Source organism: Amycolatopsis sp. MEPSY49 (genome assembly GCF_051337345.1).
Lineage (GTDB): Bacteria > Actinomycetota > Actinomycetes > Mycobacteriales > Pseudonocardiaceae > Amycolatopsis.
Window position 1 is genome coordinate 130,490 of the sequence record NZ_JBDLYJ010000015.1, and the last position, 12,458, is coordinate 142,947.

The 12,458-nt window shown below is 73.0% G+C and carries 12 protein-coding genes; 6 read left to right on the forward strand and 6 right to left on the reverse strand.

What is annotated here, in order from left to right; genetic code table 11:
- Nucleotides 1–2 precede the first annotated feature (2 nt).
- On the reverse strand, nt 3–1,268 hold the full coding sequence (locus tag ABFJ78_RS42755; protein WP_436393160.1) for an ABC transporter substrate-binding protein: 1,266 nt from the start codon (nt 1,266–1,268) through the stop codon (nt 3–5).
- Nucleotides 1,268–2,089, reverse strand: coding sequence for an endo alpha-1,4 polygalactosaminidase (locus tag ABFJ78_RS42760; RefSeq protein ID WP_436393161.1), 822 nt, complete (start codon nt 2,087–2,089; stop codon nt 1,268–1,270). The genes ABFJ78_RS42755 and ABFJ78_RS42760 overlap by 1 nt, the downstream gene beginning before the upstream one ends.
- 264 nt (nt 2,090–2,353) lie before the next feature.
- On the opposite strand from ABFJ78_RS42760, the gene ABFJ78_RS42765 reads away from it, so the two are divergent.
- The 4 genes from ABFJ78_RS42765 to ABFJ78_RS42780 all read left to right on the forward strand — a co-directional run bounded on the left by ABFJ78_RS42765 (nt 2,354) and on the right by ABFJ78_RS42780 (nt 6,080).
- On the forward strand, nt 2,354–3,430 hold the full coding sequence (locus ABFJ78_RS42765) for a sensor histidine kinase (protein WP_436393162.1): 1,077 nt from the start codon (nt 2,354–2,356) through the stop codon (nt 3,428–3,430).
- A complete protein-coding gene (locus tag ABFJ78_RS42770; protein ID WP_436393163.1) occupies nt 3,423–4,667 on the forward strand; it encodes a hypothetical protein in 1,245 nt (414 codons plus the stop codon). Before ABFJ78_RS42765 ends, ABFJ78_RS42770 begins: the two co-directional genes overlap by 8 nt.
- A complete protein-coding gene (locus ABFJ78_RS42775; RefSeq protein WP_436393164.1) occupies nt 4,652–5,302 on the forward strand; it encodes a response regulator transcription factor in 651 nt (216 codons plus the stop codon). The genes ABFJ78_RS42770 and ABFJ78_RS42775 overlap by 16 nt, the downstream gene beginning before the upstream one ends.
- 172 nt (nt 5,303–5,474) lie before the next feature.
- Nucleotides 5,475–6,080: a hypothetical protein gene (locus ABFJ78_RS42780; RefSeq protein WP_436393165.1), complete on the forward strand. Its 606-nt coding sequence runs from the start codon at nt 5,475–5,477 to the stop codon at nt 6,078–6,080.
- On the opposite strand, the gene ABFJ78_RS42785 is transcribed toward ABFJ78_RS42780, so the two are convergent.
- Nucleotides 6,047–6,955 carry a helix-turn-helix transcriptional regulator gene (locus ABFJ78_RS42785; protein WP_436393166.1) on the reverse strand — a complete coding sequence of 303 codons (909 nt, stop codon included), beginning with the start codon at nt 6,953–6,955 and terminating at the stop codon, nt 6,047–6,049. The two genes, ABFJ78_RS42780 and ABFJ78_RS42785, sit on opposite strands and share 34 nt — an antisense overlap.
- A gap of 58 nt (nt 6,956–7,013) precedes the next feature.
- Nucleotides 7,014–7,817 (reverse strand): SDR family oxidoreductase, encoded by an 804-nt coding sequence (locus tag ABFJ78_RS42790; RefSeq protein ID WP_436393167.1) that lies wholly within the window; start codon nt 7,815–7,817, stop codon nt 7,014–7,016.
- A gap of 198 nt (nt 7,818–8,015) precedes the next feature.
- Here ABFJ78_RS42790 and ABFJ78_RS42795 point away from each other — a divergent pair, with 198 nt between their 5' ends.
- Together ABFJ78_RS42795 and ABFJ78_RS42800 are read left to right on the forward strand one after the other, a co-directional pair.
- Nucleotides 8,016–8,168: a hypothetical protein gene (locus ABFJ78_RS42795; RefSeq protein ID WP_436393168.1), complete on the forward strand. Its 153-nt coding sequence runs from the start codon at nt 8,016–8,018 to the stop codon at nt 8,166–8,168.
- A 104-nt stretch (nt 8,169–8,272) separates the two neighbouring features.
- Nucleotides 8,273–9,322: an aldo/keto reductase gene (locus tag ABFJ78_RS42800; RefSeq protein ID WP_436393169.1), complete on the forward strand. Its 1,050-nt coding sequence runs from the start codon at nt 8,273–8,275 to the stop codon at nt 9,320–9,322.
- 42 nt (nt 9,323–9,364) lie between these two features.
- Here ABFJ78_RS42800 and ABFJ78_RS42805 read toward each other — a convergent pair whose 3' ends face one another.
- The gene (locus ABFJ78_RS42805; protein WP_436393170.1) at nt 9,365–11,581 is read right to left on the reverse strand and encodes a heavy metal translocating P-type ATPase; all 2,217 of its coding nucleotides are present in this window, start codon (nt 11,579–11,581) and stop codon (nt 9,365–9,367) included.
- A gap of 20 nt (nt 11,582–11,601) precedes the next feature.
- Nucleotides 11,602–12,441: a hypothetical protein gene (locus tag ABFJ78_RS42810; protein WP_436393171.1), complete on the reverse strand. Its 840-nt coding sequence runs from the start codon at nt 12,439–12,441 to the stop codon at nt 11,602–11,604.
- Nucleotides 12,442–12,458 lie beyond the last annotated feature (17 nt).

The window sequence follows — 12,458 nt, forward strand, 5'->3', positions numbered from 1 at the left end:
CCCTAGCGTGGGATGATCAGGGCGGCGTTCGCGGCCGCGGCGCAGTCGCGCAGGGCGTCGGCCGGGGTCGCCTGGCCGAGCAGCACGGCGACGATCGCGGTGCCGACGGCCGCCGACACCTGGGGGTAGGCCGGGTGCACCGGCCGGACGCGGGCGTTCGCCAGCGCGTCCACGAACACCGGCAGGCCCGGCGTCTCGGCGGTTTTCTCCTGCCACGCGGGCAGGTCCTTGGTCTGCGGGCTCAGCGGGAGGCTGCCCGCGCCGTCGTCCCAGCGGACGTCCTGGGCCGGATCCGCCAGCCACGACAGGAAAGTGCGCGCCGCCTGGACGCGTTCCTCGCCGTTGTCGAAGAGCGTCCAGGTGTCCGGGCCGGAGATGGTCACCGGGCGGCCGCTGAAACTGGGCAGCGGCACGATCTCGTAGTCGATCCCGGCATCGGCGATGTCGGGCAGCTGCCACGGGCCGGTCGGGACCATGCCGATGTGGCCGGCTTCGAACGCCTGGTACATCTGCTCGCTGCCGGTTTTCGGGTCGAGGTAGACGGATTTCGCCGCGGCGAGGTCGCGGACGACCTCCAGGGCCCGCACGCCCTGGTCGGCGAAGCCGATGCCGCGCCCGCCCGCGCCGATGACGTCGCCGCCGAGGTCCCACACCATCGGCCAGATCCGCCAGACGGTGTCCTCGTCGCCGGTGGCGGGCCAGGCGGTGCCGAAGGTGCCGTCGGCCGGGTCGGTGAGTTTCCGTGCGGTGTCGACGAAATCCGCCCACGTCCAGCCCGCGGCGGGCAGCGGGAGCCCGGCTTTCTCGAACAACGCCTTGTTGCACACCACGGCCAGGGAGTCCAGCAGCGCCGGGACCGCGCGCACGCGGCCGTTGACGGTCACCGCTTCCCTGGCCGGGGCCCAAAACCCGGGGCCGGCGTCGACGAGGTCGGTGACGTCGACGACCTGCGGGCTGCGCGCGACGCTCGCGAGGTCCGAGCCGAAGACGTACGCGATGTCCGGAAAGGACCCCGACGCGAGCGCCGCGGTGACCTTCTGCAGCATCGCGTCCGCGAGCACGCCACCGCCGAGGTCGATCCGGATCCCCGGGTGGGTCCGGTGGAAGTCCGCGACGAGCGCGTCGAGGACCTTCTTGCCGGTGTCGGTCTGGCCGTGCCAGACCTCGACGGTGACCGGGCCGCCGGCGCTGCGGGCCGGGCCGCAGCCCGCGACGGCGGCGCCGAGCGTCAGCCCGGCGGCACCGCGCAGGAATCCGCGCCGGTCCATCAGCAGGTCTTGCGGACGTAGCCGGCTTCGCCCTTCGGGACGACGTCGTGGTCGCGCCGGACGATGCTGAGCTTGCTCCCCCAGCGGCTGCAGGCGTTGCGCAATCCCGCGTCGGTGTATTCGATGACGATCACGTGGTCGCCGAACGCGGGCGTGAACTCGCCGCAGTTGTCCTGCTCGCCGCACTCTTCGGCGACGGCGAAGTCGAGCCCGTTCGCCTGGCGCTGCCCGGCCAGCTCGGAGGTGTTCTTCTGCCCGATCGCCAGGCCCTTTTCGTGGGCGTGGGCGGACAGCAGGCGGATGTACGCCTGGGCGTCACTGTCGGAAAGGAGTCCCCGGGAGCGCGTGAAGCTGTCGTAGTTGTCGGGCTCGATGCCCTGGTAGCCCTTGGCCGCGCAGTTGTCGACCCAGGCGTTGACCTTCGCGGCGACCCGCTGGCGCTTGTCGGCGGTGCGCAGGTCGAGGAGGGCTTCGTCCCAGTCCTCGTCGATGACGACGTTGCCGTTCGCATCCCGTAGGAGGAGGTCGCCCCACTCCCCCTCGGCGCCGGGCTGCGCCTGGAAAGCGTTGACGTAGCAGATGTTGTAGAGCCCCGGGGCGGGCTGGGCGGTGTGGTCGCGGCTGACCACCTTGACGTCGCTCGCCGGGGTGTAGGCCCCGCCGATCTGGTAGTCGAAGCCGGCTTTGACCGGGGGTGGCGTGACGGCGGCCGTCGTCGCCGCGCCGGCCGGCGGGGTCGCTTCGGCGGAGCAGGCGGTGCCGGTCAGGACCACGGCGGCCAGAGCGGCTCCGGTCAGGAACTGAACGCGGGAAGGGGGCATCCTCGAACTCCGGATGGTGGTGGGCACGACCCCGCCTCGGACCACGAGCAGGTCCTGGCGACTCAGTCCGGGCTCGCGGCGGCGGCCGACATACCGGCTGGGCGTACCTCTGGCGTCGGGCGTCCGTTCCGACGTGTCCAGCAGTAAAGCGAGCAGGACCGGGCATGTCAAGTGCTCGATAGTGATTGATTACCGGCCTTTATGGACAGATTTGCGCGCCTGGTAGAAACAGCACGTCCGATTTCCGCAGTTCCCGGGAGTGTGATGACCGCGAGCGCGCCAGGGCCGGTCGAAGCGCAGTTCCGGGCGTCGGTCACGCGGTTCGCGGGCCCCGCGCGAGCGGTGGCGGCGACGGTCGTCGGCGTGTTCGGCGTCGTGGCCACCCCCGGCGGCGCGCTGCCACTGGCGTTCGGCCTGCTCGGGCTGAGCCTGGCGGCGGACGTCTTCGGCGGCTCGTTCGCCCTGGTGGCGGTGCGGGCCGGCGCGGTGGCGGTGTGCCAGCCGTGGATCACGTCGGTGCCGGGCGAGGCGAGCCTGTGGGCGGTGAACGTCCTGACGATCACCGCGATCACGTGGCAGTGGGAGCACTCGCCGCGGCTGACCGGGCCGGTGCTGGTGGCGTTGCTGGCGCTCGGGACGGCGTTCGGTGGCGAGGACTGGCTGCCGGTGGCGTTGCGGGTGGTGGTGGAGAGCGTCCTGGCACGGGTGGCGTTCGTGCTGCTGATCCGCTCGACGGCCCGCACGGACGCGGTGCGCGCCGAGCAGGCGGCCCTCGAGCAGGCGGCGGCGCTCGACCGGGACCGGCGCAGGCGCGAGCGCGAGTACCTGGCGCTGCTGCACGACACGGCGTCGGCGACGTTCTTGGCGGTGGCCTCGGGGACGGCGGCCGACCGGGCGTCGGTGGCCGGGTACGCGGCTCGCGACCTGGCGATCTTGACGGCCCCGGACCGGTCGGCGGACACGCCGGTCGACGTCGAGGCGGGGTTGCGGAAGGTGCTGACCGGGCGGGCGTTGCCGGTGTCGGCGGTGTGGGAGCCGGTACCGCTCGTGCCGGCGGCCGCGGCGTTGGCTTTGGTGCGCGCGGCGGAGGAGGCGTTGCGCAACGCGGAACGGCATTCGGGGGCGGATTCGGTTGCGGTGCGGTTGTTTCCGGTGCCGGGCGGGGTGGCGGTGACGATCACGGATACCGGCGTCGGCTTCGACCCTTCGTGCGTGCCGGCGGCGCGGCGCGGGGTGCGCGGGTCGGTGGTGGAGCGGATGAGCGCGGCCGGCGGGACGGCGGAGGTCAGGTCGGCTCCGGGCGAGGGGACGACGGTGACGTTGCGGTGGTCGCGTGGTTGAGCCCACGGAAGATCGCGGGCCGGCGGCCGGTGCCGGGCTACCGCCGGACGGACTCGCCAGCCAGCCCGTACCCACGCCCGCCGCCGAACCCACCAGCAAACCCGCCGCACACCGCACACCCGCCCAACCCACGAACCCCGACGCGCGCATCTCCCCCGCCGATCCCGCCATCCGGCTCGCCGCGGCCATCCGGATCGTCCTGCTCGGCGTGACCGGCACCATCCAGCTCGGCCTCAGCCTCCCGCCCCTGCTCCGCCATCAAGCCGCCTACCGCCCGCCCCTCGCGCCCGACCTCGCGTACGGCCTCCTCGCCGCGACCCTCGCCCTCTGCGCGATCTGGATCCTCCGCCGCAAGCCGCTCCCCGCCGCTGTCGCGACCGCCGGCACGCTCGTCGTCCTCCTGACCTCCATCGCCGCCACCGAAGCGCTTCCGCCCGGCTCCTTCTTCCGCGGACCGCACTGGTCGTTCGGGCTCGTCGGGTGGCACCTGCTCGTCCTCCTCGCCGACCGCACCCCCGCCCTGCTCGGCGCGCTCGGCGTGCACGTCGGGGTCAGCGTCGGCCAGTTCCTGCTCGACGGGACCCCCACCCGCACCGAGCTCGGCGACGCCGGCATCGTGCTGTTCGCCGTCACCACCTTCCAGCTCGCCATCATCGGCCTGCTGCGGCTGCTCGACCGCCGGGCCTCCGACGCCGCCGCGGCCGCCGCCGAGCGGGAGCGCCTCGCCACCCGGGCCGCCCTCGCCGCGCAGGCCGGGCGGGATCTGCGGGCCGGGTTCGCCGAACAGCTCGGGGCCACCCTGCCGCTGCTCGCCGGGCTCGCCGACGGGACCGTCGATCCCGGGACGGCCGACGCCCGCGCCCGGTGCGCGCTCGCCGCCGCGCAGCTGCGGCGGCTCTTCGCCGAGAACGACGACGTGCCCGATCCGCTGGTGCACGAGGTCACCGCCGGCCTGGACGTCGCCGAGCGGCGCGGGGTCGCCGTGACCCTCGCCGTCAGCGGGGACGTCGTCGCCGTCCCGGCCGAGGTCCGGCGCGAGCTGGCCGCGCCCGTGTTCACCGCGCTGGCCGCCGCCCGCACCCGGGCGCGCGTGAGCGTGCTGCGGACCCCCGAGCTGGTGCGCGTCGCCGTCTTCGCCGATGGTGAGGCCGAATTCACCGGAGCGGCGGCGGTCCCCGTGACGTCCCAGTCCCGGGACGGGCAGACCTGGATGGAGGCGCGGTGGCGACCCGAGTGACGGCGGTGGTGGTCGACGACCACCCGGCGGTGCGCGCCGGCGTGGCGTACTGGCTGGCGGCCGGCGACCCGCCGATCGACGTCGTCGCCGAGGGCGAGGACGTCAAAGCCGCCTGGCTCGGCGACGGCGCGGCCGCCGACGTGGTGATCTTCGACCTGCACCTGGGCGGCCCCGCGCCGGCGTTCGGCGACCTGCGGCGGCTGGCCGAGGCCGGGCGCCGGGTGGTCGTCTACTCGATGCGCGCGGACGACGACGTCGCCTTGCAGTGCCTCGAACTGGGCGCGCTCACCTACCTGACGAAGGCCGAGGGCGCCGGGCACCTGGTGGAGGCGACGCGGGCCGCGGCGCAGGACCGGCCGTACACGCCGCCCTCGCTGGCCGGGGCGCTCGCCGGGGACCGGTCGGAGACGCGGCCCGCGCTGTCGGCGCGCGAGGCCGAGGTCCTCGTCGAGTGGTTCCAGTCGGAGTCGAAGGAGTTCGTCGCGCACCGGCTGGGCATCTCGCCCAGCACGGTGAACACCCACCTCGAGCGGATCCGGGTCAAGTACGCGCGCATCGGCCGCGAGGCGCCGACGAAGGCCGCGCTGGTCGCCCGGGCCATCCAGGACGGCCTGATCGGCGTCGACGATCTGTGATCTTCGTGTGGTGCGAACGGCCCACACCACCGGCGGCGCGCCCGGGTTAGCGTCCGCTCGACGGAGCCGCGAGGGCGCCCCGTACCGGCCGCCGCGACCGTTCCTGGGGGCGGCCGCGGCGCCCGGCTCCGCCCGGCCGGAACCCGTCCGGCGAGGCTGTCCGAGGAGATCCATGAAGCACGTCCGCACCACCGCCCTGCTCGCCTGCGCCGCCGCGCTCCTGCTGTCCGCGTGCGGCGGGGAGTCCGGCCAGGCCGCGCCGGCCGCGCCGACCAGCGCCCCGACCGCCGCCGCCGAGTCTTCGACGGCCGCGGCGGCCCCGGCGGGCGACGTCACGAAACCCGGCACCGAGCTGAAGCTCGGCGAGCGCGCGGTGGTCCCGTTCAAGTACGGCACGAACAAGTCCGGCACGATCGCGATCACCGTGACCGCGATCGACAAGGGCGACAACGCCGACCTCGCGAAGTACGGCGACAAGGCGAAGGGCATCACGCCGTACTACCTGCGCGCGACGGTCGAGAACGTCGACGGCGCCGACCTGGCCTACTCGTCGGTGTCGCTGCGCGCCCTCGGTTCCGACGGCCGCTCGACGGGCGTGATCATCACCGGCAGCACCGACCAGTGCAAGTCCGGTACGGCGGGCAAGGACTTCACCACGGCGGGCGCGAAGTTCGAGACGTGCACGCTGCAGGGCGCCCGCGAAGGCGCGACGGTCGAGGCCGCGACGTTCGACAAGGGCGACGGCTACGACAAGTCCCCGGTGGTCTGGAAGAACTGATCCCCGGCCGCCGGCCCCTCCTGACCGGCCGCCCACGACGCCAGCAGGGCCAGACCGTCCGCGGTCGGCGTGCCGGCGGGCGCGGTGTAGACGTTCAGGAGCAGGCCGGGTTCGGCGGGCAGCTCCATCGACTCGACGTCCAGGTCGAGCCGGCCCACCACCGGGTGGTTCAGCCGCTTGCGTCCGGACCGGTGGAGCCGGACGTCCTGAGAGGCCCACCGCCGCCCGAACAGTTCACTGCGCGTCGACAGTTCACCGACCAGGGCGATCAGCTCCTCGTCGTGCGGATTGCGGCCGGCTTCCATGCGCAGCTTCGCGGCCACATCGCCGGCGATCCGGTCGTAGTCGACGAAGAACGTTCTCGCCGCTTCGGGATCCAGATACACGAACCGCGCGGTGTTCGCCGGCCGGCGCGGGTCGGCCAGCACGGGCGAATACAGCGCGCGGGCGAGGTGGTTCACGGCCAGGACGTCGTAACGGCCGTTGCAGATCCACGCCGGCGCGTCGGTGATGGCGTCGAGCACCTGCCGAAGCGCCGGACGCACCGTCACGGTGGGGCGCCGGCGGCGTGGACCGCCGGGCGCCCTGGACTGCCGCGCGAGGTGGAACAGGTGGTCGCGCTCGGCCTCGTCGAGGTGCAAGGCGGCGGCCACCGCGTCGAGCACCCCGTCGGAGGCGCCGGCGAGGCTGCCGCGTTCCATCCGCACGTAGTAGTCGACCGATACCCCGGCCAGGAGCGCCACCTCTTCGCGACGCAGGCCTTTGACCCGGCGGTGGCCGCCGTAGGCGGGCAGTCCGGCCCGCTCGGGCGTGATCCGCGCGCGCCGGGAGCTCAGGAACTCCTTGATCTCGGTGCGCAGGTCGATGGTGGGCACCCCTTCACCGTAGGCCCTGTCCACGGGCGAAGGGAGGTTCTGCCGGTACCCCCGACGCCTAGGTACCGGTCGCGGTCGTGGCGATGCCGCCGTCGACCGGGATGACGGTGCCCGTGAGGTAGGCCCCGGCCCGGCCGGCGAGGAACACCGCGATGCCTGCCATGTCGTCGTCGCGGCCGAGGCGGCGCAGCGGTGCCTTCGCCGCGATCTCGTCGCCGACGGCGTCGAGCGTGGCCGCCATCATCTGCGACGGGAACGGTCCCGGGGCCACCGCGTTCACCGTGATGTGCTGCGGGCCCAGTTCCCTGGCCAGCACCCTGGTGAGCTGGTGCAGTCCCGCTTTGCTGCCGGCGTAGGAGTAGTTGGGCGACGCGGCGACGTGGATGGCGGCGATACTGCCGATGTTGACGACCCGCGCGGGATCGTCGGCGGTGCCCGCCCGGCGAAGTGCCGGGAGCAGCGCCTGCACCAGCCAGAACGGCGCCTTGAGGTTGAGGTCGAGCACTTCGTCCCAGGCCTCGTCCGGGAACGTCTCCAGCGGCTCGCGCCACATCGCTCCCGCGTTGTTGACGAGGATGTCCAGGCGTTCCGAATCGCCGGTGACCAGATCGGCGAGGCGCCGGCACTCGTCGTGCCGGGACAGGTCGGCCGGGATTGCTCGGACGTCGCCGAATCCGGACAACAGCCGCTGGGCCTCCGCGCACGCGTCCGCCTTGCGGGAACTGATGGTGACGCGGGCGCCCGCCTGCAGCAGGCCGCGCGCGATCATCAGCCCGATTCCCTGGGTGCCGCCGGTGACGAGTGCGTTCTTCCCGCTCAGATCGAAGAGGTCCGCGTGCGTGGTGAACCGGTTGACCGCCATTGATGTTCGTTCCTTCTGTCGTGGAAGCCCTGAACCGAGGTTGACAGGCGTCTTCGACGTCCGGGAGATCCTGGTGATCCAGGTACCGCGAGAGCCACCCTCGCCCGCGACCCTGCCGCCGCGACAGTTCGTCCGTACAAGTATTGTGCTCCGCAAATCTTGGGCCGGGAACGACGGCCGGGTCAGCGGGAGGCGCCGATGGCGGACGACAGGGCGGACCCGCCCCCGGAGAGCCGCCCGGACGACGACGAACTCGCCCTCCGCGACCTGCACGACCGCATCGTCGCCCACCAGCGCGCCATCGCCGAACACCTCAACCGGGACCGGCCCGCCACGCGCTCGGAAGACTGAAACCCCCTGGGTCCAGGTTGCCTTTTTGACAAGTGGAGAGGTCTCCACTAACGTCGGCGACACATCCGGAGACCTCTCCGCATCTGCCTGCCAGGGAGCCACCCATGCACTACGTGAAGCTCGGCACCACCGGCCTGGACGTCTCGCCCATCGCGATCGGCGCGATGACCTACGGCGAGCCCGACCGCGGCCACCCCGTCTGGTCCCTCGGTGAAGAGGACGCCCGTCCGCTGATCAAGCACGCCCTCGACGCCGGCATCAACTTCTTCGACACCGCGAACATGTACTCCAACGGCTCCAGCGAAGAGATCCTCGGCCGCGCGCTGAAGGACTTCGCCGATCGCGACGACGTCGTGATCGCCACCAAGCTGCGCCACCCCATGCGCCCGGGTCCCAACGGAAAAGGCCTGTCCCGCAAGGCGATCATGACCGAGGTCGACCACTCCCTGCGGCGGCTGGGTACCGACTACATCGACCTCTACCAGGTGCACCGCAACGACCACGCCACCCCGCTGGAGGAGACCCTCGAAGCGCTGCACGACCTGGTCAAGGCCGGCAAGGTGCGCTACCTCGGCGCGTCCTCGATGCCCGCGTGGGAGTTCGCGAAAGCCCTGCACCTGCAACGGGAACACGGCTGGGCGCGGTTCGTGTCCATGCAGGACCACTACAACCTGCTCGCCCGCGAGGAAGAACGCGAAATGATCCCGCTGTGCCTCGACGAAGGCGTCGGCACGATCATCTGGAGCCCCCTGGCCCGCGGCCGCCTCGCCCGCGCCTGGGACGACGCCAAGTCCACCGCCCGCGCCGAGACCGACGGCGCCTTCGCGGACATGCTCTACTCCCCCGCCGAAGAGGCGTCGAACCGCGCGATCGTCGAGGCCGTCGGGAAAATCGCCGATTCCCGCGGCGTGAGCCGCGCGCAGATCGCCCTCGCGTGGCTGCGCCGCCAGCCCGTCGTGACCGCGCCGCTGGTCGGCGCCGGGTCGATCCGGCAGATCGACGACGCTGTCGCGTCGCTGGACGTGCAGCTCACCGACGACGAAGCCCGCGCGCTGGAGGCTCCCTACACGCCGCGCTACGACTGGCAGGGCGTCTCCGACGAGGCCGAGCTGGACGCGATCCGCGCCCGCGTCCCCGGGATGGCCCTGAAGTAGCGGACCGCCGGGCCGTTCCCCCGGGAACGGCCCGGCGGCCGGTCAGGCCGCGCTGGAGCGGAAACCTCGCAGCCGCAGGCTGTTGCCGACCACGAACACCGAGCTGAACGCCATCGCCGCACCCGCGATCATCGGGTTCAGCAACCCGGCCGCGGCCAGCGGCAGCGCCGCCAGGTTGTAGGCGAACGCCCAGACCAGGTTGCCCTTGATCGTCCGCAACGTCCGCCGCGACAGCCGGATCGCGTCGGCCACCGCGCGCAGGTCGCCGCGGACCAGGGTGAGGTCGCTCGCCTCGATCGCGACGTCCGTGCCGGTGCCCATGGCCAGCCCGAGATCGGCCTGGGCCAGCGCCGGCGCGTCGTTGACGCCGTCGCCGACCATGGCCACGACCTTGCCCTCGTCCTGCAGCCGCTTGACCACGTCCAGCTTGTCCGCGGACAGCACCTCGGCGACGACCTCGTCGATCCCGACCTCCGCGGCCACCGTCCGGGCGACGGCCGCGTTGTCCCCGGTCAGCAGCACCGGAGTCAGCCCGAGCGCGCGCAGCTGGGTGATCGCTTCGGCCGACGTCGGCTTGACCGTGTCGGCGACCACCAGGACGCCGCGGGCCGCGCCGTCCCAGGCCACCGCGACCGCCGTGTGCCCCCGTTGCTCCGCCGCGGTCTTCGCGGCGGCGAGGTCGCCCGGCAGCGGCTGGCTCCAGTCTTCCAGCAGCGCCGTGCGTCCGATCAGGACGGCGTGCCCGTCGACGATCCCCTGCACGCCAAGGCCTTCGACGTTCGCGAAATCCTCGACGGCCGGCAGGTCGACGCGGTCCCGGGCACCGCGGGCGATGGCCGCCGCGATCGGGTGTTCCGACGCGTCTTCCAGGGCGCCGGCCAGCCGCAGCAGCTCGGTCTCGTCGACACCCTCGGCGGTGTGCACGGCGGTCAGGGTCATCCGGCCGGCGGTGACCGTGCCGGTCTTGTCGAGCACGACCGTGTCGACGCGGCGGGTGGACTCCAGCACTTCCGGGCCCTTGATCAGGATCCCGAGTTGGGCGCCGCGGCCGGTGCCGACCAGCAGCGCCGTCGGCGTCGCGAGGCCGAGCGCGCACGGGCAGGCGATGATCAGCACCGCGACCGCCGCGGTGAACGCCGCCGCCGCGCCGACGCCAGTGCCCAGCCAGAACCCCAGCGTCGCCACGGCCAGCCCGAGCACGATCGGCACGAACACCCCGGACACCCGGTCGGCCAGCCGCTGCACGTCGGCCTTCCCGCTTTGGGCGTCTTCGACCAGCTTGGCCATCCGCGCCAGCTGCGTGTCCGCCCCGACCCGGGTGGCCCGCACGACCAGCCGGCCCCCGGCGTTGACCGTCGCCCCGGTCACGACGTCGCCTGCACCGACCTCGACGGGCACCGACTCGCCGGTGAGCATCGACGCGTCGACCGCGGACCTGCCTTCCTCGACCACGCCGTCGGTGGCGATCTTCTCCCCCGGCCGCACGACGAACCGGTCCCCCACCGCCAGCTCCGACGTCGGGATCCGAACCTCCGCACCGCCCCGCAGCACGGCGACTTCCTTCGCGCCCAGCTCCAGCAAAGCCCGCAGCGCGGCGCCGGCGCGGCGCTTGGACCGGGCCTCGAAGTAGCGGCCGGCCAGGAGGAACGTGGTGACGCCCGCGGCGACCTCGAGGTAGATGTTGCCGGCGCCGTCCGAAGGCGCGACCGTCAGCTCGAAGGGGTGCACCATGCCCGGCGTCCCGGCCGTGCCGAACAGCAGCGCCCACACCGACCACGCGAACGCCGCCAGCACGCCCATCGACACCAGGGTGTCCATGGTCGCGGCGCCGTGGCGCAGGTTCGACCACGCGGCACGGTGGAACGGCCACGCGCCCCAGGTGACCACCGGCGCGGCCAGCGTCAGCGAAATCCACTGCCAGTAGGTGAACTGCAGCGCCGGCACCATGGCGAGCACGATCACCGGCACCGCGAGGACCGCGCTGGTGATCAGGCGCTGCCGCAACGGCCGCGTCGGATCCTCTTCGTCCACTTCGGACTCCGGCTGCGCCGGCCGGGGCAGCGTCGCTTGGTACCCCGCGGCTTCGACCGTGGCCACCAGCGTGGCCGGATCGACGCCTTCGGGGGCGCGCACGCGGGCTTTCTCGGTGGCGTAGTTGACCGAAGCGGTGACGCCGTCGAGCTTGTTGAGCTTGCGCTCGATGCGGTTGGCGCAGGACGCGCAGGTCATGCCACCGATCGCGAGTTCGATCTCGGTCATGGTCGGCTCTCCTTTCGCGGTCAGTGGCCGGTGGTCAGGGTGAATTCGGCCGTCCGCACGACACCGCCGTGGCGGAAGTCGAGGAACAGCCGGTAAGTCCCCGCGCTGGGCACCTCGGCGGCGAAGTGCACCTCGGGTCCGGGCACGGGTTCGCCGTCGGGGTGGACGTGCAGGTAGGCGAGGTCCCCACCGCGCAACGCGACTAGGTGCCCGTAGGCGCCGAGGTAGGGCTGCAGGTCGGTGACCGGGACGCCGGCCCGGCTGACGGTCAGCGTCAGCGGCGACGTCTTCCCCGCGGTCAGGTCCCCGGCGAGTTCGACGCGGTAGCCGTCGACGGTCGCGACGCGGCTGGGCGCGAAGGTCGCCGGCCGGTAGTCCCCCGCGACCGGGAAGTCGACGCCGAGGGTCATCGGCTTCCCGCCGGTGGGCGCGAAGTCGGCGAACGCGCGGTAGGACCCCGCGGCGGGCAGGGTCAGCGGGACGCTCCACGTGCCGTCCGGGGCCAATTCGGGGTGGATGTGCCGGAAGCCCGCGGTGTCCCGGCGGACCACGATCAGGTGCAGCTTCTTCTCGTGCTCGACGTCGAACGCGGTGGCCGGCCTGCCGTCCGGCCCGGTGATGCGGAAGGTGAACCGCCCGGCTTCGGCGACCGGCTCGGCGAAGGTGTAACCGTCCTGACTGGACGCGAGCCCGCCCGGGAGGCCGACCTCGGTGGCCGTCTCCGCGTGGCCCCCGCCGTGCCCGGCGTCCTCGGCGGCCGCGGTCGCGACCGGGCCGGCCGTCCTGCCCACGACGAATCCGCCGGCCGCGAGCAGGGCGAGCGCCCCGCCGAACACGGCGAGCCGTGCTGTGGTGTTCATGGCACTGTTCCCTCGGT

Coding starts and splice junctions, on each gene's coding strand:
- ABFJ78_RS42755 (WP_436393160.1), bottom strand. CDS start 1,268: ATGGACCGGCGCGGATTCCTGCGCGGTGCCGCCGGGCTGACGCTCGGC.
- ABFJ78_RS42760 (WP_436393161.1), bottom strand. CDS start 2,089: ATGCCCCCTTCCCGCGTTCAGTTCCTGACCGGAGCCGCTCTGGCCGCC.
- ABFJ78_RS42765 (WP_436393162.1), top strand. CDS start 2,354: ATGACCGCGAGCGCGCCAGGGCCGGTCGAAGCGCAGTTCCGGGCGTCG.
- ABFJ78_RS42780 (WP_436393165.1), top strand. CDS start 5,475: ATGAAGCACGTCCGCACCACCGCCCTGCTCGCCTGCGCCGCCGCGCTC.
- ABFJ78_RS42790 (WP_436393167.1), bottom strand. CDS start 7,817: ATGGCGGTCAACCGGTTCACCACGCACGCGGACCTCTTCGATCTGAGC.
- ABFJ78_RS42795 (WP_436393168.1), top strand. CDS start 8,016: ATGGCGGACGACAGGGCGGACCCGCCCCCGGAGAGCCGCCCGGACGAC.
- ABFJ78_RS42800 (WP_436393169.1), top strand. CDS start 8,273: ATGCACTACGTGAAGCTCGGCACCACCGGCCTGGACGTCTCGCCCATC.
- ABFJ78_RS42805 (WP_436393170.1), bottom strand. CDS start 11,581: ATGACCGAGATCGAACTCGCGATCGGTGGCATGACCTGCGCGTCCTGC.
- ABFJ78_RS42810 (WP_436393171.1), bottom strand. CDS start 12,441: ATGAACACCACAGCACGGCTCGCCGTGTTCGGCGGGGCGCTCGCCCTG.